Origin of the sequence: Pandoraea sp. PE-S2R-1 (assembly GCF_002179865.1) — a bacterium.
Lineage (GTDB): Bacteria > Pseudomonadota > Gammaproteobacteria > Burkholderiales > Burkholderiaceae > Pandoraea.
This window is the reverse complement of the sequence record NZ_NGUR01000010.1, coordinates 24,817-48,687: the sequence shown is the minus strand read 5'-3', so window position 1 is coordinate 48,687 and position 23,871 is coordinate 24,817. Positions and strand designations below refer to the sequence as shown.

Sequence of the window (23,871 nt, the reverse complement as noted above, 5' to 3'; positions counted from 1 at the left end):
TGGATCCCTAATAAATATTAAGGATATGTATGGAGAGGGCATGGCGTTGTCTGGAATTTGGTTTTGCTCTGGTGGGGCTTGGCATTGTCGTAGTAGCGCTGATGTATGCGTTTAAGCAGCACAGTGAAAGTGCAGCGAACTGGGTACAGGCCGTCGGGGCCATTGGTGCAATCGTCGGAGCGGCTTGGCTGGGGCGTAGGCAAATGACAGACACGCGCGACCTTCAACTGTCGCGTGAGCAGGCAGCTCTGTTGCGGCGCTGGTCGTCAGTGAAATCCGTGATTGACTCGCTGTATCAGCAGTGCGTGGACGTTGAGTCTGTATTTGAAGGCCACAGAGAATTCGGATCCCTTAGCTTTTATTCTAAGTACGACGTTGTGGAATACAGGAGATCGCTCGCACGACTTGAAGCGGTGCCGATTTTTGATCTGGATTCCGCCGAACTTGTGTCAGCGGTAATCGGATTGCAGCAACACGCTTGGAACTTGGAGAAGTTGGTGGACGAGGGTATCCAGAGAAAATTCGGCAACGGAGACATGGATGGTGCGTCGGACGCTGACGTCAAAGGATATGCACGGGGCGAACTGCACTACATTCACAAACACTACGATGAGGTCGTTCGGATTGCAGGCGGAACGCCTATAACGAAGGCGAGACTGTCCGTATATACAACTTTCGACGACCTGACTTGAGGTAGCCTAAAAATAGGGAAAATGACGGTGAGTGAGAAGACGTATATTTTCGCGACAGGTGCGTTTGCAGTGGCGGTGGGATTGCTGGCAGCGATTGCAGTGTGTTGGTTGGCAAAGCTGGCACCCGTCGACAATTCAGCGCTTGCGAGTTGGGCCCAGGCTGTAGGCACGGTTGCGGCGATAGGTGCGACGATTTGGCTTGCTACTCGTGATTCGCGCGAAAAGAGGGATGCAGAAGCGTCAAGGGCACGAATGACGGCAGCAAGCATTCTCTATCGTATCGGCGCTGCCAACGCGATGCTTCAACATGTCAGAAATCAAGTCGTAACGGCCATTGTTGTTGACCAGTCGCCGGAGTACTTTCAGTTTACGACTGATCAGCTCAGGTCCGTTGTACTTTGTACCGCAGAAGTGCGTCTAGCGCTGCTTCCGCTGGCACCTCGAGCAGCGTTCTATCTGGCAGTCACCAGTGATCACGCCGGAGCAGCAATGAACTTCCTTGCTAGTGCTGCGAGTGAACATCGTGATTCCACATCAGAATTGCGCCGCGGTGCTGCGAAAATGGCGCTGGAGTCGATGAATGTTACCGTCCAAGCGAGTCAAGTTGTCATGCAAGACCTCGAGGCGCTTACAAGGGCCGAGAGTGCAAAGCATGCGGCCTCATTGGTGGGTCTAGCGAGGCAGGAAGATAGTCGTTAACGGCGCCGGTTTGGTACGGCGTCCGCAACCCGCTTCTGACGTTTCCGCTCACGACGCATCCCCCTTCGCCTGATTGGCGGCAATGGCGGCAACACGCTCGTCCTCGGTCGGCAGGTGCTGGAAATCGATGGTCGGACGGCGCAGCGGGTCGATCATGTGGCACGGCCACATCTTGTCGGTCTCACGCTTACAGATGCGTTCGGCTTCCTCGCGCGTGTATTTGCCAGCTTCATCCATCCGCGTAACGTAGCCACGGAAGTCTTCCCCCCACCACATCGGGCAGTTGCCAATGAACGAGCGCGTGTCCTGCACGTAGTAGAGGTCGCGCTCTTCCTCCCCGCCATCTGCCGACACCGCGGCGCGGGCATACCAACCTTTGGTGAAAAGGTCGCGCTCCGTACGCATAGCGGGATCGTTCCAATCTGCTTGAAAGCTGTTCTGATATGCCTCAATAAGCGCAGGCGTACTGGACATCGTCTCCACCGCTGAAGGCGGAGCCGGATCGGTATTCAGCCCTTCCGGGCGGGGGTCTTGGTAGCCCATGCTAGGATTCCTGAAAATACGTCGAGGGCGAACGCATGTGGAAATACATAGGCAGCCTCGCAGGTGGAGTAATCGGGGGAGTTTTCTTGGCGAAGTTCTGGCAGAACCCGCCGATGGGAAGCTCTGATTGGGCCGCTTGGGCGCAAGCAGCCGGGACGGTGGCGGCGCTATTTGCCGGCGTCGCACTCTTCCATTACCAGTCGGGGTTCCAACGCCGTCAGAGGCGGTCATGTGCCGCAGCTACCATTGGAGTTGCGATATTTGTGCTGGACACGTTCACGCGCGGCGGCAAGGAGTTCGACGATTCATTCGCTCACTTCGTTACCGATTTTTCGCCGCGCATGCGGAGCGCATTGGACGCGCTGAAGGGGTTCCCAACTTCCGACATTGACTCAGCGGAAGCGATTGTGCAGATCGCGTATGCAGTCGAAATCATGCAAACCGTGGTTGACAAGTTTTCTCAGAAGCCGGCATTGCCGATGAATGACGTACGAGGCTTTGAGACCGAGCTAAGAAAACTAAGATTCATAAGGGAGCGAGTTTTGGCCGCCGATTAAATAGGCCCTATGCGTTCTGGTCGTCAACGGGTAGTTTGATGTAGGCACGCCAATTGACCCACTCATTAGGCGTATGAAATCCCCAGTTACGCTGCCACGGCCCCATGATGAAGAGGGACCAAGCTTCGCCGCCGTCTGGGATTTCAAGGCGGTGCCGATCTGTGGCCTTGCGGAAGACGATCGAGCCTGGACCGCGCCAGACGCGGCGATACCCCTGCACCGTCGCTGCATAGGAGCCAGAGCGGAAAGTCCTCTCGGGGCGGCTATCGAATCTTGGCAACTGATCCTGATCGGTCGGCATGACTTCCCAGTAGCCACCGCGCAGAACAATCGAGATATTCCACCACGGGTGATCGTGAAGATCGCGACCCGCATCGCTTCGAATGGTCCGGTGGACGCGGGCGCCCCAACTTGTGTCGCGGCGCCCATCTTCGGCGGCGCTCGCGTCGTGGCCGCGCGGCTTCTTGACCCACCAGCGCTGCATGTAGCCTTTCAGGTCAAAGTAGGGCGTTCGCTGAGCGCGGGCGATGATTGCATTCGCGACCATCTTGGGTATCCAGATTCGCATGATCAGGCTCTCGGGGCGGCGCTGATGTCCGAGTGCGCGGTGAGCAGCTCGCGCAACGCCTTCGCACTCACGGAAACTTGAAAGTCAGTTTCGCTCTTCGTGATCGCGACGCGCTGAGCCTCGGGCAGCGTCGAGACGAAGGAGCCGACGCGCTCGACGTAGGTGCTGACGACCTTGCGTGGGTAGGACTTCCCTTTGATCGACCCGGCCGTGACCTTCTTCTTGCCGCCTGCCGAAGCCTTCTCCAATTCACCGGATAGGAACGCGCCGGCCGCCTCGCCGTGTTGTCGCACGGCGTCGGCCGCGACCGATGCCGAAGTCTTGCCGGCGAACACAAGGCGGTGAACATCCGAGTTCGCGCCGGCCAGTACGAGCATCTTGCCGACCCATTGGGGTGATACCCGGTCGCTCTCGGCGATTCTGGCGTTGTCCCAGCCGAACCGGCTCAGGCGCTGATAACCGAATGCTTTTTCGAGCGGGTGAAGCTGGAGGTTCTTGTTGCTCGACAAGATTCGAAGGGTTCGGTCGGCGTCGTTGCCGTCGAACGCGTCGATCCGAATCATCAACTCGCCGTCTCGATCCCGGAGGGGAGCGCCGGCAGCATCGGCACGACCGATGGCAACGTGTCGGCGGTGCCCATCGACAAGCCAGACGCCGCCCTCTGCGCGCGGTCGAACTTCAAGCGCGGGATACTGGCCGCCGGCCATGATGTGCTGAAACAGGCTTTCGTCTTCGAGCTTGGCCTGTTCCAGAGCCTCGCCCTCAAGAAGGTCAAGCGAGGCGCGCAGATTGAAGCCGGGTTCGATGTGGATATCGGCGTAGCGGATCTTCATTGCGTCCGCGCGGCGAATTTCCTTGTCGTTGATCTTCTGTTTGAACGACGGTACGGCGGTCATTTCTTTCCTCGTTCGCGGTCGACGGCGGTACGGATGTGTTCTCGGAATCCCTTCGAAGGGTGTCCGCCGTATGGGTAGTGAGATTCGACGTGGCGCCAGCGCGCGGCGTCCTCTTCGACGTCGTCGCGGCGCTGGGCATCGGTCTTGATGTAGAAGGCGAGGGCGGCCAGTAGGACGGGCGAGTGAGCGGCGAGCGCCTCGGCCAGTGCTTGGCGCGCCTCAATCTCTTCGTGATATCTGGCTGACCCGACGAGTGCGGGTTTCGCTGTTCGGCCTCGACGCTTGCTCACAAGCGACCGGAGTGCTTCCCAAGCCCGCAAGGCTGCCGCCCTGTTCGGGGCATTGCTCATACGCCGTGCTTCCACCTCACATAGAGGCAGGCAACGAGAAGAACGCCCCAGATCGTCCAGGCGGCTGGCTGGTGAGCGCGAATCCACTTGTCGGCGCCGTTGACAGTCCAGATGAGGATGCGATCAAACATGCGCGGGCCTCACGACGATTCGCAGGGCGGAGGTGCCGAAGTGCTCAGCGGCAGCTTGTCCGAGTTCGCTCCAGGTGCGAGCGATACCATCGCCGCGATAGCGGCCACCGGCCGTATAGACCGTCACGATGAAGCGCTTCATCTGATAACCTCTTGCGGTTTAATTCGTTACGGGGAGGAAGAAATGCGGGATGAAATGAGAAAGGAGCCGTGGCGGCATGTTGACCGGCTTCGCAAAGAACTCGTTGGGGCAACAGACCGAGCTACTGCAATTGTTATTGCCTCATACCTTGATGCCATGCTTGAGCAGGTGCTGCGCAACTTCATGGTGAATCGTGCAGAAGGAGTTAAGTCTCTTTTTGATCATCGCGGCCCCCTTTCTGCATTCAGCGGGAAGATTGATGTCGCACTATCACTCGGCTTAGTGAGCGGACAAGAAGCGGAGTGGCTTCATCAAATTCGTGAAATTAGGAATAAATTCGCCCATAACTTAGGAGGACTCAACTTCACAAATCAGTCCGTCGCTGATAAATGCAACCACTTGATCTTGCCACATGGATTAACGGCGATACACGAAGTATTCGAAGGCGAAGACGATGCGAAAATTGTGAGGCTTCTCGAGTCAATGCCGATCAGCGGCGGTCGAGAAAGATTTGTAATGGTGTCCTTGTTTTTAATTCAGGCATTGTCGGTAAGATCTATGAGCGCTGACCGAGATCGCTGTGAAGAAGCAAAGACTTACTCCAGTGACTATCTGCCAACTGAGCACGTAATTGAAATGTGTGAAGGGTGGATCGCGGAATTCGAATATGTAACAAAATCCGATAGCGTTAGCGAAGAGGACAGAGAGCGGGCTCGTTCATATGTTATCGAGCAACGGCAGGAGCTAAATTTGCAAACTGCCATATTGAATGGCATGAAGGAAGCCGCCGCCGCTGGCGAAACCATGTTCACAATCATCCCCCGCGGGACGGCGGCGCGAAGGACAAGGCTTTAAGCCGATGTTAGTTGACGTATATGGCGCAGCTCTCGGAAGAAAGCCGCCTCAGATACATCGCACGCAGTGCCCCGGCTACACCCGGCCAAGCCGGCTCCGGGGTCAGCTGCGTTTTGTGTCGATCACCTCGCCATCGACACGATGAGTGGGCGCCGCGATGTGTTGCGGAAGCCAGCCAAACCAGTTGGCCAACCATTTCCGCGTTTCCAACCTACTCATCCACGCGTGTGGGAGATGTGTGCGCATGGCGGCGCTATGCCGCGTGACACCTTTTATCCGTCGAATTTTTAGAGAGCACCCGAGAGGGCGGGCGGGCAGCGATGTGTGCTGCGTTGAGATTAAATATAGCAATGTGCTAAATTTACTGCAAGAAAAATTTCGCAAAATGCTAAATTTCGTGTGCGGAGTGCTAATCTTTGCGTGTCGATTTCGATGGTTGACAGAGATTTTTGGCGAAAAAAAAAGCCCGCACATGGCGGGTTGTGACTGTATCGCGGGCTGGCTCGATGTTAGCGCCGTCGGTAGCGCCGATGCTCAACCATCACCCCTATAACGCGCGCAGGTTCCCGTTCGCTATTGATCGTGGGGTAATCGGGGTTCAGGGGCACAAGTTCGAAAACCATATTGCCGTTGGCGCCGGGGCCTTTGGGTCGATATTTCTTAAAAGTGGCTTCCTCTTCACCATTCTTCGCGACGACGAAATCCCCTGGCACTGGTTCCAAGGCTGGATCAACGATGATCCGGTCCCCTTCCTTAAAGTCCGGTTCCATTGATCGTCCTTCGATCTCCAGCGCGAAAGCATGCTCCGATAAATCCAGATCGGTCAGCAGATACTCAAACGCGATGCCAGTCGGTAGGGGCGTAACGACTTCGCTCATCAAGCCGGCTTGAACACTGCTAATCAACGGAATGCGCCTCATGCCGATTTCCGCGGGGCGAACGTTTGCATCGCCTTCCATCGGGCCCACCCCGTCTTTCAGCCATTCGACATTAACTCGAAGGAACTTGGCCAGAGTGAGGATGTTGTCAGCCTTGAGTGATTTGGTGTCGCCCTTGAACCACTGGCTCACCGCAGATGCACTGACGCCGGCGGCGCTTGCGATATCACCCTTCAGTCTGATATTCCTGAGATTCATTGCATGCTGAAGTCTCGCAGGAAAACCCTCCGGCGCTCCAATGTCGAGAAGTTTCGGGCTCACTGGAACAATCTTCTGATCGGGCCTACGGTATGTTGGGATGCGTTCTTCGCCTTGGCCCGTAACCAGCCAGACCATGTTGAAGCCGTAGGCTTCTTGGATCTTGGCTGCCTCCAAATGAGCAATGGCGGATATTTCTCCGGAAAGCCATTTCGACACGCTTCCGGGGGGCGCCCCTGCGGTCGCCTCAAGTTCCTGATGGGTCACTTCAGTTCCGGCTACCACGCGAGCCACGCGCTCGGCCAACGTATTGCCCGAAGGTCGCTCGGCGTGAGCTGCATCCATCCATCCCGTTGGTTCTCCGAGAGCCCTTTCGATCCGACGTGCGGCGTCGTCCCCTAAGTTGCGTTCTCGCCCACCCTTACTTTCCGGGGCACGCGTCTTGACCTGGCTGATGTAGGCCGGAGACAAGCCAGTCAGGTCTGCCAGCTTTTTTGCGCTTCCTGCTCGGTCAATCGCGAGCAGCAAGTTCGCGCGGCGGATTTCGTCGATCGTTCTCATAGACGGCATTTGATAGCAAAACGCTAAAAATCGGAATGTGCAATTTGCTATTGTTTTAATTTAGCAAATTGCTATACTTTCGCCATGGACCTCAAAACGTACCTCTCCGCAGAACGTGGCCGCCTCAGTCGCCTCAGTCGGGCTATCGGCGCTCACTCGTCAGACGTAAGCGCTTGGGCATCCGGAAAAAGGCCGGTGCCCATCCCGTTTGCGTGGCCGATTGAGCGAGAGACGCGCGGGTCGGTCAGTCGCCCGGAGCTGCGGAAAGACGATTGGCAATCGATCTGGCCTGAATTGGCCGGCGGCGCTTCTGGAGAAGGCGAATGAACGAGGCGCATTCGATTCGGTTTTGCATGAGATCCGAAAAGTTGGAGATGGCGCTGCGTGATCTTGCAGGTCTAGCGGAGCGCCTTCCGAATGTTGTCCAGAGCTTCTTTGATGGCCTGCTCGGCAGCTCGGATCTCGTCTGCTTTCACAGCAGTGATGGCGCCGCAGGAACGGCAGGTGAGATCTGGATTCGTCTTGAGCCGTCGGATCGTCTCCTTGGACTTCTGGCCGCATTTCCCGCAGGGAACATCGATGGTCTTGTCGTCCAGGCTGAAAGTCATGAGCACTCCTAGATTGAGTGAACTGGTTGTGTGGAAACACCATTCTCGCATGACGGTGAGTGCTCATCTTTATCTCGCAGGGTGTGGATTCATGCCTTGCATCGTAGGCAAATCAGCGTGCAACAGCACGCAACTTAGATTGAGGGAGGTTGAACATGGCTGATCGGCCGAATATTGAGAAGGCCTTGCGTCTTCTCCTTTCTGGCGACGAGCGGAAAGCTGCGATGGAAGTTCTGAACTGGGATGCATCGCAGGTTTCGCGCTTTCTTTCCGGGCAGAACGGGATCCCCATCGACAAGCTCGACCAGGTGATCTACCTGACGGGTTTTGTGATGGTGACGCCGCGTTATCTCGAAGGTCTCGCGTCGATGGCGGAGACCGGTGTTGGGTGCCGTTGTGCGCGAGAGGGGGGTGGTGAGTGCGGTTTCGAGCGCCGGGTGAAGGTTCTGCCGAGAGCAGCGTGAGGTGACGATGAGAGATGTCGTTCGAAACATGCGCATCCCCGGCCCCTACGTTATGGATGTGTCGGAGACGGTCGCCGGTGCGCTTATCAAGAGTTCACATCTGATCGCACCGCTACTCACAGAGGCGCCTGCGGCGAGCGTATGCATTTGCTGCGGAGCTCGACGCTTGCCCAACGGCGACATGCCGTGCGAACACTGAGGAGCCACCATGAACGATCTCGTCCGCCGTGATGCCGAGCTGACCATGTCGAGCCGTGAAATTGCGGAACTGGTGGAGTCTCGCCATGACACCGTAAAACTCTCGATCGAACGCTTGGCAGATAAGGGCGTGATTGCTTTTACGCCAGTGGCGGAAAAGTCCTCCGGCGGTCGCCCAGGAGTCGAGTACCACGTCAACAAGCGCGACAGCTACGTGATCGTCGCTCAGTTGTCGCCGGAGTTCTGCGCCCGCTTGGTCGATCGGTGGCAAGAACTGGAGGCGCGGGCCGTCGCTCCGCAGGTTCCACGCACGTTTGTAGAAGCGCTTCGCCTCGCTGCCAACCAGGCGGAACTGCTTGAGCAGCAGCGTCCAGCGGTTGAGTTTGCCCAGGCAGTTCGCAATACCTCCGACGCCGTGAGCATTGGCGACTTCGCGCGGGTTCTGGGGCATGGCCAGAACACATTCTTTCGCATGCTACGCGCCGACAACCTGCTGATGGAGGGCAATCGCCCGTATCAGATCTACATCGACCGTGGCTACTTCCGTGTGGTCGAGAACATCTGGCGCGATTCTGCTGGTGAGGCACACCCGACGTTCAAAACCCTCGTCACGGGCAAAGGGCAGGTCTTCCTGCAACGCAAGTACGGCAAGGAGGCCGCAGTCGCATGAGCACGAAACAAATGCCATGGTTCCGTATGTACACGGACTTCCTCAATGATCCGAAGATGATAACGCTGGCCTTTGAGGATCAGCGCCATTTCATCGGTCTCCTCGCCCTGAAGGGTGACGGCACTCTGGACAATAAATGCGCGCCTGATCTACTCAATCGCATCGTTGCGCAACGTCTGTGGGTCGACTTTGCCATCGTCGGCGAGATCAAGAAGCGCTTGATGACCGTCGGCCTGATCGATGCGAACTGGCAGCCCGCGGCTTGGGACAAGCGTCAGATGCGCTCAGATTCGAGCACTGAGCGCGTGCGCGCACACCGCAACAAGACGAAACAGGATGGTAACGGTGATGAAACGTTACAGAAACGTTCCGGTAACGGCCTAGATACAGATACAGATACAGAAGAAGAGAAGAAGAAAGACAAAACGCACTCGCGCAAGCGCGGTGCTGGTGTGTCGGGTGGGGATGAGGTGGCTAAGCCGCTGAGTGAGAAGGATCTGATCGCCGAAGGCGTCGACAAGCAGCACGCCAAGGACTGGCTGACGATCCGCAAGGTGAAACGCCTGCCGCTCACGCAGACGGCTTGGGATGACATCAAGCTGGAGGCCGACAAGGCCGGAATGACGCCGGCGCAAGCAGTGGAGTGCGCCGCCAAGGCGGGGTGGGCCGGGTTCAAAGGCAGTTGGATGCAAAACGCCGGCGCCGACTTGCGAGCCACTCAGGGCGGCCAGTCCGCGCACAGCGGGTTCGAGAACCGCGACTACGGAACCGGGGGGCGGCTGTGATCCGTATCGGCGAGGGAGTCGGGCTCCACAACCCACCGCTTGAGCGTGCAGCACTTTGCGACGTGCATGGCGAGTATGTCGCCCGCTGTTTCATTGGCAAGGTCTGGCTTGGCTGCCCGGCATGCTCTACGGAGCGTGAGGAGCGCGAGAGTGCCGAAGCCGAAGCGAAGGCTCGCGCCGATCGGCTGCGTGCTTGGCAGAGAAAGATTGGCGACTCGGGCATTCCGGAGCGGTTCCACGACCGCCGCTTGAGTACGTATCGCGTCGATGTCGCCGGGCAACGGACGGCGCTTGAGTTCGCCGAGGATTACGCAGCGAACTTCGACGAGGTGCTGCGTACTGGTCGCTGCGCGATTTTCATCGGCAAGCGCGGCACGGGCAAAACGCATCTGGCGGCCGGCATCGGCCTGCACATCATGGAGCGCGACAACCGGTCGGTGTATTTCACAACCGTTCTTCGCGCCATTCGCGGCGTCAAGGATACGTGGACGCGTGGAAGCACCGTGAGTGAGTCCCAGGCGATCGCGGCCTTGGTGTTCCCGGACCTGCTCATCCTCGACGAGGTAGGCGTGCAATTTGGGTCCGAGGTCGAAAAGACCATCCTCTTCGACATCATGAACGAGCGCTATGAGAAGCGTCACCCGACGATCCTTCTTTCGAACCTGCCCCCCAAGGAAGTAGAGCAATACCTCGGTGAGCGCGTCTACGACCGTCTGCGTGAGGATGGCGGGCGCGCCATTGTGTTCGATTGGGAAAGCGAGCGGGGCAAGGTCTCAGCGTGACGCCGACCGAGTGCTGGCGGCGCTTCGAGGAAGCGGCGAGGGCGGCGCTGGCAGGACAGGGCAACGTGGCGAGGGGCTATCTCGCGGCAGTGCGGCGGCGCTGCGGTGACGCAGTGGCGGTTCGGCAGGAAAAGGAACTGAGGGCGTATATCGCCCACCTACGCGGAGTGCGGAAGTGAAGAGAAAGGGCCTGACGTTTCCGGAAAGTGCAATAAGCAAGGGCTGTGTGGGCACGGCGCGTATCCGAGCGCAAATCGGGGCGACCGCGGTTGCTTTGGAATCGACCGGCCCTGTCCCGTTGACAGCGCCGCTTGTTGCTATGGCGGCCAAGAAGCCGTCTAAGTATCGGAACGAGAAATGCGTCGTGGACGGCATCAAGTTCGACAGTCGAAAGGAGGCGCGGCGATGGCAACAACTGGTGCTCATGCGGGATGCAGGAGAGATCACTGACCTGGAGCGGCAAGTCGTTTACGTGCTGGCGCCGGCAGTCCGGATCAATGGTCGATTGGCCCCTCCACTGCGCTATATCGCCGACTTCGTTTATGAGCGTGGCGACAAAACCATCGTCGAAGACGTCAAGGGGATGATCACTCCCGAGTATCGAATCAAACGCCATCTGATGGCGGTGAAGGGCCTGAGCATCGTGGAGATCAAATGAAACGCACCATTCTCGAAAGCATGGATAAGGGCATTTGGTACGCCTACGAAACGCTTGCTGGCATGAGTGGCTTTTCGCGCTGGGCGGTAGCGAAGGCATGTCGTGAACTGGTTGCCGATGGGGTTCTCGAATGTGACTTTCACAACCACAAAAAGCGAGTGCGTTTGGCTATGCGTCGCATGGTGGCCAAGGCACCCACCTATGAGTGCACGCCTACCGTAGCTGGCCCGCGCTACGCGCCGAAGTGGACGCCACTCAAATCGTATGCGGCATATTTCGATTCTCACAAGGCTCTGTGCGAGGTGGCGCGATGAGTCTGCTGAGAAAGAAACCGCTGCGCTCGGCGACCCCGCTTAAGCGCTCGCCTTTCAAGTCGAAACCTCGCAAGCGAGCAAAGAAAGCCGAGCGCGAGCACATGGGCGTCATCGCGGGCCTGTGTTGCATCGTTTGCCGGAACCTTGGGTATGGAGAGAGTCCGGCTGAAGTTCACCATGTGCGATATCTGGCCGGAGGTGGGCAGAGATCGGCCCATACCGACACGATTCCATTGTGCCCCATGCACCATCGTGAGGGTGGATACGGCATTGCGTTTCATGCTGGCCCTGCCGAGTTCCAGCGGCGATACGGCACAGAGGCTGCATTGCTTGCGCAAACAAGGTTCGAAACTGCGCACCGAATATTCGCAAGTGTAGCGCCGGAGGTTGCCTGATGGCGGCGCTACCTTCGTATTTGTATCGGGATCCGGCGAAAGTTATTGAAATTGAGGAGAGCAAAACATGCAAGGGCTGCTTACACAAGCTGACGCTATGGGGATTGGAGTATTGCGCCAAGGAGCAGACCAAGCCGGGCGCCAAGAACATGCGCCGATGCAAGCTGTACGAGGAACAGCGATGACCACGAAACGCGACCTCGGCGCACTTTGCGAGGACTGGGCGGCCTGGCACCGCACGCGCCGAATCTTCGCCCCGCCCATGCCGAGCGGCCTGCTCGCCGGGATGCAGCCCCGCAAGGTCGGCCCTGAGCCGGATGCGATCTGCTCGTCGATGCTGAGCTTCTTCAACCTCGCAGTCCTGTCGCTGCCCGAGAGTCCGGAGAAGGAAGCGCTGTACCTGTTCTACATCCACCGCGTTTCTCACATCAAGCGGGTGGCCTCGGCGCTGGGGATCTCGCGCGATGCGTTTTACAAGCGTGTGGAGAGTGGTCGTTCGCAAGCGTATCGAGCATATTGCCGAATGGTCGAAAGTGTATAGCGCCACGCTATACATCTTCGAGCTATACAAATTCGGCAAAAAACGTATCATTTCGGAAAGGCTGAATCAGTGCCTCCAAAGCCCGCGACGGTGAGAACCTCGCGGGCTTTTCTGTCAAGTGACTGCAAGTTCGAGATCTCGACCGAGCGAAGCCAAGGCTTCCTCGATGCGATCAATCTTCGTTGTATGGCTCAGATCAATAAGGCGATTCACTTCCTGTTTCGTCGTGTTAAGGCGGCGTGCCAGCTCGATGGGCTGAATTTTCTGCGCGAGCATCTCGTTCAGGAGCAGGATTTTTGCTGACACGCTCGCAGGAAGCGAGATGAGTCGCTCGCTCTTGAGTGCCTTCGACGGACTAGGCACGGGGCGTTTATCGTCAAAGTAGAAGTCCATTGACGTGAGCAATGCGTCAGCCGCCATTTGCATGGCTTCTTCCTCTGTATCGCCTTGCGTGATGGCTTCGGGGATGTCGCGGAAGGTAACCACGAAGCCACCGGCCTCGTGGTCAGGCTCAAACGTTGCAGGATATTTCATTGCAGGCCCTCGGTTGTGGGTGCGGTGAAGCATGCGGACAAGCCCCTTTCGGGGCTGCCCTCATTTAAGGTTGAGCTGCTTTTTGATCCCTTCGACTGTACCTTTCTTTATTTCGGTATGCCTCGGGATCACCGTTTGCTGGCCGTGTAGGTAGACTTTCGTGTGGCTGCTGCCCTCCTTGAAAGTCGCGCCTTGTTCGGCGAGCCACCGGACCAACTCATTTCGCTTCACCGCACCTCCGGTGTTTGTGTTGATGTGTCTATAGTAATCAAAAATGTTTACCAATGCAATGTCTTTCGGTAAATATTTTTGATTACTTTGCCGGGTTTTGGTTGTCTCCTCCTCGACGTAAGTCGCTTGCCCGCCCCGCTTCCGCGGATGCGGGAATTTCCTTTTCAGAGTTCACATGGCGCGTCCTTCAAAGAGCATCGATGCTGACGCCTTGTTGGGGGAGATTGCGTTCATTCGATCCGCCATCTGGCACAACGGGAATCGCAGCGTCGCCGCCTTGGTGACAGCGGCAACCACGGACGCGGCGCTTCTGCCCGTCGGGGCGCTAGCTCTTGTTTCCCTAACAGCGTTTCCTGCCGGTGCCTCATCGCGAATGCTCGTGGACATTCCGCTTTATCCGCGTCCACCTGTCGAGGGTGTGCTTCCGGCCGCATGGCTTAAGCGGGCGCGAACCTAGCAATGCTCAGCTTAAATGTGCGATCCGACGTTCGAGACATTTCCGCGGATTTATCGAGATATCTTGGGGCCGAGAAAAAAGCAGTTGTGAGGGCGTTGAACAAGACTGCTGTCCAAGCCCGCACCGAGGCGTCAAAGGAAGTCCGTGCTGTTGGCTACAACATCAAGGCCAGCGCAATCAAGAAGTCGTTTTCAATCAAGCGCGCATCTGCTGGGCACCTGGTTGTTACGCTAAAAGCTACCGGTCGCCCGATTGGCCTGATCAACTACGCCGCACGCCAAGGGAGCGGCGGAGTCAGTGTCCAAGTTAAATCGGGTCGCAAGGTCCTTAAGCACGCATTCATTGCGAGCATGCCGAACGGTCACCGTGGCGTTTTCGAACGTACCGGAAAGCATCATCAGAAGGTCGTGCGCAACGGCAAGGTCATGCGCTCAGGGCTTCCGATAAAGGAATTGTTTGGGCCGTCAATTCCGCAGTCCCTTGCCAACGACGCAGTTCAGAAAGCCGTCATGGCGAAGATTCGACAGAAGTTTCCGCAGATTCTCCGGCACGAACTAGCTTTCGCGGCGAGCCGTCGCGGATGATCCGCGTGGTCGAAACGGGGTGCCTAAATAATGGGCGGGTCCTTCCCGGAGGATAGTGCAGGGCGGGAGCGAAGACTCGCGGAATTCGCCCAGCGCTGAGTTTTGGAATTTGGGTAACAGGTAACAGATCCATACATGAATCAAAGCGAGTTCGCGACACTTCACGGGGTCAGTCGAAAGACAGTCACGAAGTGGAAGGAGCGCGGCTGGCTTGTGTTTGCGGGCGATGACATCGACGTCGACCAGTCGAATGCACTTTTGAAAAGGTACCGCCGCAACGGGATTCCGGCTGTTACCCAAGCCCCGAAGGGTAACAAGCGAAATACTGTTACCCAGGTGGTGGCTGGGGTAACACTCGAAGCCGGTGAGAGCGCCAGCGAAGTAGCGGGTCGGATCTTAGCCGGTAACGTCGAGATGCTCGACTTCGACGAGGCGCGCTGCTTCAAAGAGAACTATCTCGGCCTGATGGCCCAGCTTGAGTACGAACGGAAATCCGGATCACTCGTCGAGCTGGATACCGCAACAGCAATCCTGTTTGAGGAATTTCGGGCGCAGCGTGATGCGTGGCTCAATTGGCCGACCCGAGTGGGGCCAATTCTGGCGGCCGATCTAGGCGTCGAGGCAGACCGAGTCGTCGAGGCCCTAACTGCGCATGTCCACAAGCAAATCGCTCAACTCGGGGAACCCGAGGCCAATTTCTCTGAACGGGAAGGCTGACAGACTTCGTGCATCGGTACGTCGAGCCTGGACACCTCCGCCACGCATTAGCGTGCCCGCATGGGCCGACAGATTTCGGCGACTTGCAAAGGAATCTGGGAGCACATCGGGAAACTGGGAGACATCGACGGTTGAGGTGGCTCGTGGGCCGATGCTTGCGGTGACCGAGCCTGGGGTTCATATCATCACCACGATGGTCAGCACGCAGTTGCTTAAGACTGCGTTGCTCGAGAATGTGTTTGGGTATTTTGCGCACCTCGATCCATGTCCTATTCTGTTGCTCCAGCCTAAAGAAGCAGCCGCGGAGCAGTTCAGTAAGGAGCGTATTAGTCCGCTGATTCGGGTCACGCCTGTTCTGCGAGAACTGGTGGGCACAAGCAAGACGCGTAACGCCGACGAAACGCTACTTTTCAAAGCGTTCCCGGGTGGCTTCCTTGCATTAGCGGGGGCAGGCAGTCCTGACAACCTCGCGCGGCGACCCATCCGTGTGCTCTTGTCGGATGAGGTCGACAAGTATCCGGTGACTCGCGAGGGCGAGCCGATTCCCTTGGCTGAGGAACGCACAGCGACGTTCGGCGCTAATTGGCTCTCGGTTCGAGCGTGCTCACCGACAGTTGAAGATGAAAGTCGTATCGAAGACAGTTACGAGGAGTCGGATCAACGGCGCGCATCGGTGGCCTGCCCCCATTGCGGGCACCGGATGTTCCCCGACTTCTTCAAGCACGTCGATTGGGACAAGCGCCGTGATGAGAGCGGTAACGTTATTGAGCATTTGCCAAAGACCGCGCGGATATCCTGCGAGTCCTGCGGACAGATTTGGTCCGAAGGTGATCGGCTCAGAGCGCTACAGACCGTGCGTTGGCACCAAACTCGCCCGTTTGAGTGCTGCGGTACGCATCACATTCCCCTTGCTGCATACGAGCGCGCTTGGCGTGGCCCCGATGATTCACGCGAGTCGTCTTCGGAAACGGCTGTCGCACAGGTTTGGGATTGGTGGGAAAGTGACCGCCACGCGGTATATCGCGCGAAGTGCCCGGATTGCGGCGAGTGGAAGGTTGATAACGAGCACGCTGGATTCCAGGCGAGCAAGCTCTACAGCCCGTGGCCGAAGGACAAGCCATCAGATATCGCCGCGAAATGGCTGAAAGCCGAGGGCGACGAAGAGAAGAAGCAAACCTGGTGGAACACGCAAGCGGGCATGCCGTATCGCCCCAACTCTGGCAAGGTCTTGCGCCTTGAGGCGCTCGTCGCTCGAGGTGAGCGCTGGGCGGCTCAAGTCCCTGACGGTGTTGCGGTGGTCACGGTTGGCGTTGACGTGCAGGACTATCGATTTGAAATCGAAGTCGTCGGCTGGGGGCGCAACGAAGAGAGCTGGTCGATCGACTATGAGGTCATCGAGGGCGATCTGGAGACCCCGGGGCCGTGGGAACGGCTCGACGCGTTTCTCGATCAGATATGGCACCGCGCGGATGGCCGACCGTTTGAGGCAATGGCGGTTTGCATCGACTCGGGCGGACACCACACCCAGAAGGTCTACGAATTTTCCAAAGCGCGGCTCGGTCGGAGGATTTGGGCCATCAAGGGTGAATCTGCTGTAAGCGGCAAGCGAAACCCTGTTTGGCCGGTCAAGAAGCCATCCCGGCGGACGAAAGCGTCGTTCCGCCCGGTGATTCTCGGCGTGAACACCGCCAAGGACACGATACGCAATCGACTTCATGTTGACGAGCCAGGGCCCGGCTTCATGCATTTTCCGAGCGATCGGGATATCGGCTATTTCGAGCAACTCACATCAGAACGCTCCGTCGTAAAAATCTCGGGTGGTCAGAAGTACCGGGTGTGGGAACTGCCGTCTGGCCGTGCGAACGAGGCGCTTGATTGCCGCGTGTATGCGTATGGAGCGCTCTGCGGGCTGATGCATCTTGGATTAAAGCTAAATCGGCGAGCTGACCTTGTGGCGCAGCCTCTCGAGCACAACGCTCTACAGACCGAATCAGTGCCTCAGGCCGTCGCAGAGCCTGCAGCACAGTTGCCGGTGACATCGGTGGAAACTCAAACGTCCCGCAGAAAACTCACAGGACGACTTGCTTAGGAAAGAAATGGCAATCACGGATGGGATGAGCGCAGCGGACATGCAGTCGAGACTGGCCGCGCTGCAGGCGGCCTATTTCGACCTATCGTCCGGCTCGAAGATCGTGACGGCCACTTACAACCAGGGCGACGGGGCCAAGTCGGTTACATACCAGCAAAGCGATCTTGCACAGATCATGCGCAGCATTCAGATGCTGCAAAAGGCCCTAGGGATCATCCCGAGCTTCCACCGCGCACGCAGGATTCTGTTCTAAATGGCATCTCTCATCGTCGATACATCTGGCAAGCCCTTTGGGGACGCGTCAGGCGAGGGGCGGTTGCGCGCAGAATCTGGGATGGGCGGGTCTACGGGCTTCGCACGCCCGCCGTACGCGAATGCCTTCCCGTACGAGGCGGCATCGCTCACATCCCCCGAAATGGGGAGTTGGTATCCGTGGATCCGTTCTCCGGACTCGGAAATCAACCTCTATCGCGACCAGATGGTCGCACGCTCGCGTGACCTTGCTCGGAATGATGGCTGGGCGAGCGGTGGCATTACGCGCATTCTCGATAACACCGTAGGTGCGCACTTACGATTGTCGACGAGTCCGGACTGGCGAGTATTGCAGCGGTTCGCGAAGGGATTCGATGCGACCTGGGCGAAGGATTTTGGACAGGCCGTTGAAGCGCTGTGGCGCTTGTATTCCGAGGATCTCGGGCGATACAACGATGTGTCGCGCCAGTTGACCGTTTCGCAGCAACTGCGCCTTGCTTTGCGTCACAAGCTGGTCGATGGCGAGGCGCTTCTCGTCTCGTACTGGAAGCCGGAGCGCGTGGGACGTGGGGCCGCTCAATACGCGACATCGTTTCTGGTGGTAGATCCAGATCGGCTGTCGAACCCGTATCAGATGATTGATACGAAGTACTTGCGCGGGGGCGTTGAGATTGATGACGATGGCGTGCCGTTGGCCTATCACATTCGCAAGGCCCATCAGAACGATTGGTACAACGCGGTCGAATCGATGGAGTGGGAGCGCGTTGAGCGTGAGGATGAGGATGGTTGGCGCCGCGTGATCCACGATTTCGAGCGAGATCGCGCCGGCCAGAGCCGTGGGATCGGCGTGTTCACGCCGGTGCTGGCTCACGCAAAAATGCTTGCCCGCTACTACGGCGTTGAGTTGCAAGCCGCCACGGTCGCAACGATCTTTGGCACTTATGTCACGAGCCCATATGATCCGGCGATGATTGAAGCCGCAATGGACTCGCAAGGTAGCGATCAGGAAATCGGCTATTACCAAGAGCTTCGTGCCGACTGGGCGAAAGAACGGCCGGCAATGCTCAATGGCGTTCGAGTACCAACTCTTGCTCCTGGCGAAGAGATCAAGCAGGTTGCCGCGGCCCACCCGCATAGCGGATTCGGGGAGTTTGCGCACGAAATGCTTCGTTCGATCGCCGCTGCAATGGGGGTTTCGGCGGAGCAGATCACGCAGGACTGGAGCAAGACCAACTATTCGAGTGCGCGCGCCGCGCTTCTTGAAAGTTGGAAGACGCTTAGCCGTCGCAATGCGGAATTCAAAGTTGGCACTGCGACACCACTGTTTGCCACGTGGTTGCAAGAAGCGATGGAGAACGGCGAGCTTGACGACGTGCTGCCTGTTGGCGCGCCAGATTTTGTTGAGGCGGCGACGGCCTATTCGCGCTGCGATTGGCTGGGCGTCGCCCGCGGTTGGGTCGACCCGGTCAAGGAAAAGCAGGGCGCCGTGCTTGGCATGGACGCTGGATTGTCGACGCTCAAGCGTGAGTGTGCGGAGCAGGGGCTCGACTGGGAGGAAGTCCTCGCCCAACGAGCAATCGAGCTTGAAGCATTCAAGCGCCTCGGAATGAAGCTTCCAAGTTGGTCTGGTGTGGAAAGTGCCGAGGAGGCATCCGAACCGGAAGAGGAACCTCAACCCCAATGAACAATCTGCCTTTCCTCGCCCAGCGGCTTTTCAACACACCCCTGGCCATCACCCCAGCGAAAGCGGAAATGGTTATGGCGGCGCTCGCCGATCGCTTCGGCATTACGAAACTCTTTCGCGCGAGCGGTCAACCGCTCGCCATCAGCGAATTCGGACTCGAAGATGAAGCGGATGAGCCCGACTACCGTTACTACGAGGTCGTGCGCGGCATCGCGATCATCCCCATCACGGGCACGCTTGTGCATAAGTCTGGGTATATGCGCCCGACGTGTGGCATGACGGGTTACGACGGAATTCGAGCGAATCTCAGCATGGCGCTGGATGACCCCGCAGTGCGCGCGGTAATGCTCGATATCGAAAGCGGCGGTGGCGAAGTGGCCGGGTGCTTTGACCTTGTCGACGCCATCTACAACGCGCGCGGCAAGAAGCCCATTTGGGCAGTCCTGTCCGAATCCGCATTTTCGGCGGCTTACGCGATTGCAAGCGCGGCGGACAGGATAACGGTTCCTCGTACTGGCGGCACTGGCTCAGTGGGCGTCATCTGCGCACACGTGGACTTCTCCCAAGCGCTTGCGAAAGACGGCATTGCGGTCACGATGATCCATTACGGCGATCGTAAGGCTGATGGCAACGAATTCAATCCGCTGTCCGATGTGGCGCTTGCGCGGTATCAGGCAGACGTCGATGCAATGGGCGAGCTGTTCGTCAAGACCGTAGCTCGTAATCGCAAATTGTCGGTGGCCTCTGTGCGCGGCACGCAGGCGACGACGTTCCTTGGCGCCGAAGGCGTCGAGATCGGTTTCGCCGATGCCGTAATGGCACCTGACGAAGCTTTTCGCTCACTGCTCGCCGAGCTGGGCTGACATTCCCAACCCCAAGAGGTTTCACTTATGAAGAGTATTCGCACCCTCGCGGCGCGCGGGCTTTCGTTTGCCCATCTCGCTGGAATTACCAGCCGCGCAGCGCGCGCTGAAGACGAAGATCGCCGCGACGATGATCGCGCCGAGGACGATGAGATGGACGACCAAGATCGTGACGATGGCGATCCCGGTGATTCGAAGGACAAGAAGGGTCGTCGCGCGGAAGATCGCGAGGACGACAAACCTGACGCAGAAGACGATTCGGATCCGAATAAGTCGGGGCGCAGCACCGCGAATGACGATGCCGATCCGGACGCGGAGGATGAAGACGCCGATCCGGACGCAGAAGACGACGACGGAGAAATGCGCGGCAAGAGTGCTGCCGCACGAGCGCGACGGCGCGAGCAAGCGCGTTGCGCCGCCATCATGGGTTCGAAGGCGGCCGCTCGCAATCCGGTGCTCGCTGCCAACCTGGCATTCAAAACTCGTATGACCCGTGCGGAAGCGATCGATACGCTCGAAGCGACTCCCGCCTCGGCGTCGGCAGCTCATTCGACTCGCGCGGCTCGCAACCCGAGCCTCGGCGGTGACGGCGGCGCCAAACCGTCTCGTCAACAGGCTCTTGCGGCGCGCTGGGATGCAAACCTCAAGGCCGCGAATCCGGGCCGTCGCTAATAAACCCTCAGCCTTCAAGGAACTGAACCATCATGGGTAACCCGACCTATACGCCGTTTCAAGAAAACTGGCACAACGGTGGCTTTCTCGTCTCCCAGGCGAATGGCCACCAATCGATCGAACAAGGTGTCCTCACGGGCGGCGTCAAAGTGTTGGCCGGTACGGTGCTCGGCAGCGTGCTATCGGCCCTGACGGCTATCGCGGCGGCGCTGGGCACGAACACCGGCACCGGCACGTTCGGTCCCGTTACGGTTCAAGCCGCACCGGCGACGATGATCGGCACGTACAACGTGGCGCTCACGAGTGCGACCGCTTTCTCGGTAACTGCGCCGGACGGGCAAACGGCCGTTGGTGCCGTCGGTTCCGCATTCAGCGGCCTTGGCATCGGGTTCACCATTACTGCTGGCGGAACGCCTTTCGTATCTGGCGACACGTTCGCTCTGACGACCACGGCGGCGCCCGGCAATCCGACGATCACGTCAGCCGCCGGCACGAACGCCGGCAATGGCACCGTCGGTTCGCTCAGCGTGCAAGGCTACGCGGCCAAGGCAGGGGTTTACTCCGTCGAGTTCGACGATGCGACGCACTTCGTGATGTCCGATCCGACCGGCGCCGAGGTCGGCCACGGTGCCACCGGCACGCCGTTCAAGGCTGCTGGCCTCGCATTCACGATCACGGCTGGTGGTACTGCCTTCGCGCCTGGCGACAGTTTCTCGGTGACTGTGGCGGCTGGGTCTGGCAAATACAAGCCGTTCGACCCCGCTAACGTCGACGGATCGCAAGTGCCGAGTGCGATTCTGTTCGCATCGAAGGACGTTACGACCGCAGACAAACCATGTGCGGTGGTCGTGCGACTCGCCGAGGTCAACGCATCGGAACTGGTGTGGCCGACGGGTATGAGCGGCGCCGCGATTGCCGGCGCTCTCTCGCAGTTGAAGGCGCTGACCATCATCCCGCGCTAACCGCACCCCAGTCCAAAAGCCGCCTGTTGGCGGCGCTTTCGTGAACGCATTGAGGCCGCCAGCAAGGCGGCTTTTCTTTTTTCTAAGGAATAAGCCATGGCCGGCGAAATCATCGACATTTTCAACAGCGACGCGTTTAGCGCGCTGACGCTCACGCAGGGCGTGCAACGCAATCCCTACCAGCCCGGCGCTCTTGGCCGGCTGAACATCTTCGATCCGAACCCGATCCGAACGACGGCCGTGTCCGTCGAAGAACGCACCGGCACGCTGAAGCTGATCGGATTCAGCGAGCGCGGCACCGAAGGTACGCAGCGCACGACGGAAAAGCGCAAGATGCGCTACTTCGACGTGCCGCGCCTGATGCACGACGATACGGTCTACACCTACGAAATCCAGAACATCCGCGAATTTCCGGAAGGGCCGACGGGGCAGGTCATTACCGTCCCCATGCAGCTCGAGCGTGAAGTCGCGCGCCGACTCGCTGGTCCGACCGGACTTTTGGCGAGCGTCGAGTATACGAAGGAATACTTGCGCCTGGCCGCTGTCCAAGGCCTTGTGCTGGACCCGAAAGATGGTTCTGTTCTGTACAACTGGTTCGACGAATTCCAGATCACGCAAGCAACCGAGACGCCGTTCAATCTGGCGGCTAATACGCCCAACAGCCTTCGCCCGATCATCAACGGGGTGAAACGCTATATGGCTCGGAAGGCGCAAGGGGCATTCACGAACCAGACGCGCATCATGGCACTCTGCGGCGACGCGTTCTACGACCAGTTTTCGAACCACTCCGACGTGATTCGCACGTTCCTGAACTGGGAGGGCGCTCGCGATATCCGTGACGATTCGTTCGGCGACGCGTTCGCGTCCTTCGAGTTCGATGGTGTGACGTGGGTGAACTACCGCGGATCGGATGACAACACGTCCGTGAAAATCGCTGACGACAAGGTCAAGTTCTTCCCGGTCAATGCGCCCGGCATCTTCCAAGAAGTGATGGCGCCTGGTGAATCGGCTGAGTTCATCAATCAGCCGGGGGCCCCGGTCTATGTCCTGCCGATCATCGATCGCGATCGTCGCATGTGGTGGAAGATGGAAGCATATGCGTATCCCCTCTACCTCTGCACGCGCCCCGAAGTGCTCGCCAGCGGCCGTGCGGAAGCGTAATGCCGATCAATTGGGGAGCGGAGGTTCTGGGGCCGCTGATGGGCGTGTTCGGTGAGCCGGTGCAGTACCGGCCGCGCGTCGGAAATGCGCTGACGATCGACGGGGTGTTTGATGACGCGTACCAGAAGGAAATGCTCTTCAGCGACGCGTCAAGCGAGATCACTACCGTCCAGGCTGTTCTCGGCGTCCAGTTGTCGCAGTTTGGTGTGCCTCCCGCCCAGAACGATCAGTTGACGGTCGTTCGCACGGGCGGCGCTTACGTCGTGAAAGATGTCCGAGTCGACAGTCACGGTGGCGCGAAACTGATTCTGAGCAGGATGGGGGCGTCATGACTACCTCTGCGGACATTCGCGCCAAGTTCGTCGAGGCCCTAAAAGGCTCGACAGATGCCGGCGACCTTGTATTTTCCCCATTCGATTGGCCGACGATGGGTGGTGCATATCCCTGCGTCTTAGTGCGCGCCCCGAAAGAACGGAAGGAATCCCACGGGCCGTTTCAGCCTGGATACGACGTCTATGCGACTTTGCAGGTAATTGCTCGGACCGTGTCGCCAGCGTTGATTGGTGATGAGGGATCGGTAGTGGCGTTGGCCGCCGCTGAGCGGCTGAAAGCTCAAATTGAGGTGGCGCTGATCAACAATCCGCTCATCTGGAATAGTGCAGACAGTGGCGCACTCATTGAGCAATTTGTTGCGATCGATTCGGAGATATCGTCGTCGTCCGAGGGCGAGATGCCGATGGCCGAGTTGGTTATGCATATCGAGGTCAAGTTTTATCAGGGCCCGGAAGACTTTTTCCCGATTCCGACTGTGCCGATCAACGAAGTGCAGATCGCCGCGGCCGTCGCTGATGGCACGCTTCAGCCAGGAATCATCATCAACCCGCAACAGTAAGGAGCGGAAATGTTCATCAAGCCCGCACCCGGCATCATGCTTCGCGATCCTGAAACACGACAGTTCGTCCCCGAAACCGGGCAGGAGGTTGGAGATTTCGACCTCTACTGGGTACGCCGCATCAATGATGGCGACGCTATCAAGGTTTCCGGCCCTCAGCCCGAGACGCCACCGGCCAAGGCTGTGAAAAGCGCCTGACCACATCAACGATTTGAACAACTACCCCGC

The 23,871-nt window shown here is 58.4% G+C and carries 33 protein-coding genes; 25 read left to right on the top strand and 8 right to left on the bottom strand.

Annotation, left to right across the window (positions count from 1 at the left end; translation table 11 throughout):
• Positions 1-29 precede the first annotated feature (29 nt).
• Positions 30-692, top strand: coding sequence for a hypothetical protein (locus tag CDV44_RS10760; protein ID WP_087688074.1), 663 nt, complete (start codon positions 30-32; stop codon positions 690-692).
• Between the two features lie 27 nt (positions 693-719).
• Positions 720-1,391 carry a hypothetical protein gene (locus CDV44_RS10755; RefSeq protein WP_141118715.1) on the top strand — a complete coding sequence of 224 codons (672 nt, stop codon included), beginning with the start codon at positions 720-722 and terminating at the stop codon, positions 1,389-1,391.
• Positions 1,392-1,439: 48 nt separating this feature from the next.
• Here the strand turns inward: CDV44_RS10755 and CDV44_RS10750 are convergent, their stop codons facing one another.
• Positions 1,440-1,934 carry a hypothetical protein gene (locus tag CDV44_RS10750; protein WP_087688072.1) on the bottom strand — a complete coding sequence of 165 codons (495 nt, stop codon included), beginning with the start codon at positions 1,932-1,934 and terminating at the stop codon, positions 1,440-1,442.
• Positions 1,935-2,020: 86 nt separating this feature from the next.
• Here CDV44_RS10750 and CDV44_RS10745 point away from each other — a divergent pair, with 86 nt between their 5' ends.
• Entirely contained in the window at positions 2,021-2,491 is a 471-nt protein-coding gene (locus CDV44_RS10745) for a hypothetical protein (RefSeq protein WP_141118714.1), read from the top strand.
• Positions 2,492-2,498: 7 nt separating this feature from the next.
• Here CDV44_RS10745 and CDV44_RS10740 read toward each other — a convergent pair whose 3' ends face one another.
• The 3 genes from CDV44_RS10740 to CDV44_RS10730 are packed head-to-tail and all read right to left on the bottom strand — an operon-like array spanning position 2,499 to position 4,305.
• Complete coding sequence (locus tag CDV44_RS10740) at positions 2,499-3,059, bottom strand: hypothetical protein (protein WP_087688070.1); 561 nt, start codon at positions 3,057-3,059, stop codon at positions 2,499-2,501.
• Positions 3,060-3,061: 2 nt separating this feature from the next.
• The gene (locus CDV44_RS10735; protein WP_141118713.1) at positions 3,062-3,892 is read right to left on the bottom strand and encodes a hypothetical protein; all 831 of its coding nucleotides are present in this window, start codon (positions 3,890-3,892) and stop codon (positions 3,062-3,064) included.
• Between the two features lie 59 nt (positions 3,893-3,951).
• Entirely contained in the window at positions 3,952-4,305 is a 354-nt protein-coding gene (locus CDV44_RS10730) for a hypothetical protein (protein WP_087688068.1), read from the bottom strand.
• A gap of 171 nt (positions 4,306-4,476) precedes the next feature.
• On the opposite strand from CDV44_RS10730, the gene CDV44_RS10725 reads away from it, so the two are divergent.
• Entirely contained in the window at positions 4,477-5,433 is a 957-nt protein-coding gene (locus tag CDV44_RS10725; protein ID WP_170935950.1) for an MltR family transcriptional regulator, read from the top strand.
• Between the two features lie 509 nt (positions 5,434-5,942).
• Here the strand turns inward: CDV44_RS10725 and CDV44_RS28440 are convergent.
• Complete coding sequence (locus CDV44_RS28440) at positions 5,943-7,130, bottom strand: S24 family peptidase (RefSeq protein ID WP_249277504.1); 1,188 nt, start codon at positions 7,128-7,130, stop codon at positions 5,943-5,945.
• Between the two features lie 84 nt (positions 7,131-7,214).
• Between CDV44_RS28440 and CDV44_RS10715 the strand changes: the two genes are divergently transcribed.
• On the top strand, positions 7,215-7,457 hold the full coding sequence (locus CDV44_RS10715; protein ID WP_087688066.1) for a YdaS family helix-turn-helix protein: 243 nt from the start codon (positions 7,215-7,217) through the stop codon (positions 7,455-7,457).
• 71 nt (positions 7,458-7,528) lie between these two features.
• Here CDV44_RS10715 and CDV44_RS10710 read toward each other — a convergent pair whose 3' ends face one another.
• Positions 7,529-7,738, bottom strand: coding sequence for a hypothetical protein (locus CDV44_RS10710; RefSeq protein WP_087688065.1), 210 nt, complete (start codon positions 7,736-7,738; stop codon positions 7,529-7,531).
• A 155-nt stretch (positions 7,739-7,893) separates the two neighbouring features.
• Between CDV44_RS10710 and CDV44_RS10705 the strand changes: the two genes are divergently transcribed.
• The 8 genes from CDV44_RS10705 (at position 7,894) to CDV44_RS10665 (ending at position 12,545) form a co-directional block, all read left to right on the top strand.
• Positions 7,894-8,202: a DNA-binding protein gene (locus CDV44_RS10705; protein WP_087688064.1), complete on the top strand. Its 309-nt coding sequence runs from the start codon at positions 7,894-7,896 to the stop codon at positions 8,200-8,202.
• Positions 8,203-8,410: 208 nt separating this feature from the next.
• Complete coding sequence (locus CDV44_RS10700; protein WP_087688063.1) at positions 8,411-9,070, top strand: phage antirepressor KilAC domain-containing protein; 660 nt, start codon at positions 8,411-8,413, stop codon at positions 9,068-9,070.
• Positions 9,067-9,855 (top strand): hypothetical protein, encoded by a 789-nt coding sequence (locus CDV44_RS28015; RefSeq protein ID WP_170935949.1) that lies wholly within the window; start codon positions 9,067-9,069, stop codon positions 9,853-9,855. The genes CDV44_RS10700 and CDV44_RS28015 overlap by 4 nt, the downstream gene beginning before the upstream one ends.
• Entirely contained in the window at positions 9,852-10,637 is a 786-nt protein-coding gene (locus tag CDV44_RS10695) for an ATP-binding protein (RefSeq protein ID WP_170935948.1), read from the top strand. The genes CDV44_RS28015 and CDV44_RS10695 overlap by 4 nt, the downstream gene beginning before the upstream one ends.
• Before the next feature lie 175 nt (positions 10,638-10,812).
• A complete protein-coding gene (locus CDV44_RS10685; protein ID WP_249277503.1) occupies positions 10,813-11,295 on the top strand; it encodes a DUF1064 domain-containing protein in 483 nt (160 codons plus the stop codon).
• Positions 11,292-11,609: a hypothetical protein gene (locus CDV44_RS10680; RefSeq protein ID WP_087688060.1), complete on the top strand. Its 318-nt coding sequence runs from the start codon at positions 11,292-11,294 to the stop codon at positions 11,607-11,609. Before CDV44_RS10685 ends, CDV44_RS10680 begins: the two co-directional genes overlap by 4 nt.
• Positions 11,606-12,004 (top strand): Ref family recombination enhancement nuclease, encoded by a 399-nt coding sequence (locus CDV44_RS28730; protein ID WP_087688059.1) that lies wholly within the window; start codon positions 11,606-11,608, stop codon positions 12,002-12,004. Before CDV44_RS10680 ends, CDV44_RS28730 begins: the two co-directional genes overlap by 4 nt.
• Before the next feature lie 181 nt (positions 12,005-12,185).
• Positions 12,186-12,545 carry a sigma-70 family RNA polymerase sigma factor gene (locus CDV44_RS10665; RefSeq protein WP_087688057.1) on the top strand — a complete coding sequence of 120 codons (360 nt, stop codon included), beginning with the start codon at positions 12,186-12,188 and terminating at the stop codon, positions 12,543-12,545.
• 114 nt (positions 12,546-12,659) lie between these two features.
• On the opposite strand, the gene CDV44_RS10660 is transcribed toward CDV44_RS10665, so the two are convergent.
• Positions 12,660-13,079 (bottom strand): type II toxin-antitoxin system HicB family antitoxin, encoded by a 420-nt coding sequence (locus CDV44_RS10660; protein ID WP_087688056.1) that lies wholly within the window; start codon positions 13,077-13,079, stop codon positions 12,660-12,662.
• A gap of 60 nt (positions 13,080-13,139) precedes the next feature.
• Positions 13,140-13,310: a type II toxin-antitoxin system HicA family toxin gene (locus tag CDV44_RS10655; protein ID WP_087688713.1), complete on the bottom strand. Its 171-nt coding sequence runs from the start codon at positions 13,308-13,310 to the stop codon at positions 13,140-13,142.
• A 459-nt stretch (positions 13,311-13,769) separates the two neighbouring features.
• Here CDV44_RS10655 and CDV44_RS10645 point away from each other — a divergent pair, with 459 nt between their 5' ends.
• The 12 genes from CDV44_RS10645 to CDV44_RS10590 all read left to right on the top strand — a co-directional run bounded on the left by CDV44_RS10645 (position 13,770) and on the right by CDV44_RS10590 (position 23,841).
• Positions 13,770-14,351, top strand: a complete 582-nt coding sequence (locus CDV44_RS10645; RefSeq protein ID WP_087688054.1) for a phage tail protein — start codon at positions 13,770-13,772, stop codon at positions 14,349-14,351.
• A 135-nt stretch (positions 14,352-14,486) separates the two neighbouring features.
• Complete coding sequence (locus tag CDV44_RS10640) at positions 14,487-15,068, top strand: hypothetical protein (RefSeq protein ID WP_087688053.1); 582 nt, start codon at positions 14,487-14,489, stop codon at positions 15,066-15,068.
• Positions 15,004-17,157, top strand: a complete 2,154-nt coding sequence (locus CDV44_RS10635; protein ID WP_170935947.1) for a terminase gpA endonuclease subunit — start codon at positions 15,004-15,006, stop codon at positions 17,155-17,157. The genes CDV44_RS10640 and CDV44_RS10635 overlap by 65 nt, the downstream gene beginning before the upstream one ends.
• Before the next feature lie 7 nt (positions 17,158-17,164).
• A complete protein-coding gene (gpW, locus tag CDV44_RS10630; protein WP_087688051.1) occupies positions 17,165-17,410 on the top strand; it encodes a gpW family head-tail joining protein in 246 nt (81 codons plus the stop codon).
• On the top strand, positions 17,411-19,093 hold the full coding sequence (locus tag CDV44_RS10625; protein WP_087688050.1) for a phage portal protein: 1,683 nt from the start codon (positions 17,411-17,413) through the stop codon (positions 19,091-19,093).
• On the top strand, positions 19,090-19,956 hold the full coding sequence (locus CDV44_RS10620) for a S49 family peptidase (protein ID WP_087688049.1): 867 nt from the start codon (positions 19,090-19,092) through the stop codon (positions 19,954-19,956). Before CDV44_RS10625 ends, CDV44_RS10620 begins: the two co-directional genes overlap by 4 nt.
• 27 nt (positions 19,957-19,983) lie before the next feature.
• The gene (locus CDV44_RS10615) at positions 19,984-20,628 is read left to right on the top strand and encodes a hypothetical protein (protein ID WP_087688048.1); all 645 of its coding nucleotides are present in this window, start codon (positions 19,984-19,986) and stop codon (positions 20,626-20,628) included.
• A gap of 32 nt (positions 20,629-20,660) precedes the next feature.
• Positions 20,661-21,590, top strand: a complete 930-nt coding sequence (locus CDV44_RS10610) for a head decoration protein (protein ID WP_087688047.1) — start codon at positions 20,661-20,663, stop codon at positions 21,588-21,590.
• Positions 21,591-21,686: 96 nt separating this feature from the next.
• Positions 21,687-22,751, top strand: a complete 1,065-nt coding sequence (locus tag CDV44_RS10605) for a major capsid protein (RefSeq protein WP_087688046.1) — start codon at positions 21,687-21,689, stop codon at positions 22,749-22,751.
• Positions 22,751-23,083 (top strand): hypothetical protein, encoded by a 333-nt coding sequence (locus tag CDV44_RS10600; protein WP_087688045.1) that lies wholly within the window; start codon positions 22,751-22,753, stop codon positions 23,081-23,083. The genes CDV44_RS10605 and CDV44_RS10600 overlap by 1 nt, the downstream gene beginning before the upstream one ends.
• On the top strand, positions 23,080-23,643 hold the full coding sequence (locus tag CDV44_RS10595; RefSeq protein WP_087688044.1) for an ABC transporter permease: 564 nt from the start codon (positions 23,080-23,082) through the stop codon (positions 23,641-23,643). The genes CDV44_RS10600 and CDV44_RS10595 overlap by 4 nt, the downstream gene beginning before the upstream one ends.
• Positions 23,644-23,652: 9 nt before the next feature.
• Positions 23,653-23,841: a DUF2635 domain-containing protein gene (locus CDV44_RS10590; protein WP_087688043.1), complete on the top strand. Its 189-nt coding sequence runs from the start codon at positions 23,653-23,655 to the stop codon at positions 23,839-23,841.
• The last annotated feature ends 30 nt before the right edge of the window (positions 23,842-23,871 follow it).

What these genes read in the sequence shown, in the direction of transcription:
- CDV44_RS10760 (WP_087688074.1), top strand. Translation starts at nt 30, where the DNA reads ATGGAGAGGGCATGGCGTTGTCTGGAATTTGGTTTTGCTCTGGTGGGG.
- CDV44_RS10750 (WP_087688072.1), bottom strand. Translation starts at nt 1,934, where the DNA reads ATGGGCTACCAAGACCCCCGCCCGGAAGGGCTGAATACCGATCCGGCT.
- CDV44_RS10740 (WP_087688070.1), bottom strand. Translation starts at nt 3,059, where the DNA reads ATGCGAATCTGGATACCCAAGATGGTCGCGAATGCAATCATCGCCCGC.
- CDV44_RS10735 (WP_141118713.1), bottom strand. Translation starts at nt 3,892, where the DNA reads ATGAAGATCCGCTACGCCGATATCCACATCGAACCCGGCTTCAATCTG.
- CDV44_RS10730 (WP_087688068.1), bottom strand. Translation starts at nt 4,305, where the DNA reads ATGAGCAATGCCCCGAACAGGGCGGCAGCCTTGCGGGCTTGGGAAGCA.
- CDV44_RS28440 (WP_249277504.1), bottom strand. Translation starts at nt 7,130, where the DNA reads ATGAGAACGATCGACGAAATCCGCCGCGCGAACTTGCTGCTCGCGATT.
- CDV44_RS10715 (WP_087688066.1), top strand. Translation starts at nt 7,215, where the DNA reads ATGGACCTCAAAACGTACCTCTCCGCAGAACGTGGCCGCCTCAGTCGC.
- CDV44_RS10710 (WP_087688065.1), bottom strand. Translation starts at nt 7,738, where the DNA reads ATGACTTTCAGCCTGGACGACAAGACCATCGATGTTCCCTGCGGGAAA.
- CDV44_RS10705 (WP_087688064.1), top strand. Translation starts at nt 7,894, where the DNA reads ATGGCTGATCGGCCGAATATTGAGAAGGCCTTGCGTCTTCTCCTTTCT.
- CDV44_RS10700 (WP_087688063.1), top strand. Translation starts at nt 8,411, where the DNA reads ATGAACGATCTCGTCCGCCGTGATGCCGAGCTGACCATGTCGAGCCGT.
- CDV44_RS28015 (WP_170935949.1), top strand. Translation starts at nt 9,067, where the DNA reads ATGAGCACGAAACAAATGCCATGGTTCCGTATGTACACGGACTTCCTC.
- CDV44_RS10680 (WP_087688060.1), top strand. Translation starts at nt 11,292, where the DNA reads ATGAAACGCACCATTCTCGAAAGCATGGATAAGGGCATTTGGTACGCC.
- CDV44_RS28730 (WP_087688059.1), top strand. Translation starts at nt 11,606, where the DNA reads ATGAGTCTGCTGAGAAAGAAACCGCTGCGCTCGGCGACCCCGCTTAAG.
- CDV44_RS10665 (WP_087688057.1), top strand. Translation starts at nt 12,186, where the DNA reads ATGACCACGAAACGCGACCTCGGCGCACTTTGCGAGGACTGGGCGGCC.
- CDV44_RS10660 (WP_087688056.1), bottom strand. Translation starts at nt 13,079, where the DNA reads ATGAAATATCCTGCAACGTTTGAGCCTGACCACGAGGCCGGTGGCTTC.
- CDV44_RS10645 (WP_087688054.1), top strand. Translation starts at nt 13,770, where the DNA reads ATGCTCAGCTTAAATGTGCGATCCGACGTTCGAGACATTTCCGCGGAT.
- CDV44_RS10640 (WP_087688053.1), top strand. Translation starts at nt 14,487, where the DNA reads ATGAATCAAAGCGAGTTCGCGACACTTCACGGGGTCAGTCGAAAGACA.
- CDV44_RS10635 (WP_170935947.1), top strand. Translation starts at nt 15,004, where the DNA reads ATGTCCACAAGCAAATCGCTCAACTCGGGGAACCCGAGGCCAATTTCT.
- gpW (WP_087688051.1), top strand. Translation starts at nt 17,165, where the DNA reads ATGGCAATCACGGATGGGATGAGCGCAGCGGACATGCAGTCGAGACTG.
- CDV44_RS10625 (WP_087688050.1), top strand. Translation starts at nt 17,411, where the DNA reads ATGGCATCTCTCATCGTCGATACATCTGGCAAGCCCTTTGGGGACGCG.
- CDV44_RS10620 (WP_087688049.1), top strand. Translation starts at nt 19,090, where the DNA reads ATGAACAATCTGCCTTTCCTCGCCCAGCGGCTTTTCAACACACCCCTG.
- CDV44_RS10615 (WP_087688048.1), top strand. Translation starts at nt 19,984, where the DNA reads ATGAAGAGTATTCGCACCCTCGCGGCGCGCGGGCTTTCGTTTGCCCAT.
- CDV44_RS10610 (WP_087688047.1), top strand. Translation starts at nt 20,661, where the DNA reads ATGGGTAACCCGACCTATACGCCGTTTCAAGAAAACTGGCACAACGGT.
- CDV44_RS10605 (WP_087688046.1), top strand. Translation starts at nt 21,687, where the DNA reads ATGGCCGGCGAAATCATCGACATTTTCAACAGCGACGCGTTTAGCGCG.
- CDV44_RS10600 (WP_087688045.1), top strand. Translation starts at nt 22,751, where the DNA reads ATGCCGATCAATTGGGGAGCGGAGGTTCTGGGGCCGCTGATGGGCGTG.
- CDV44_RS10595 (WP_087688044.1), top strand. Translation starts at nt 23,080, where the DNA reads ATGACTACCTCTGCGGACATTCGCGCCAAGTTCGTCGAGGCCCTAAAA.
- CDV44_RS10590 (WP_087688043.1), top strand. Translation starts at nt 23,653, where the DNA reads ATGTTCATCAAGCCCGCACCCGGCATCATGCTTCGCGATCCTGAAACA.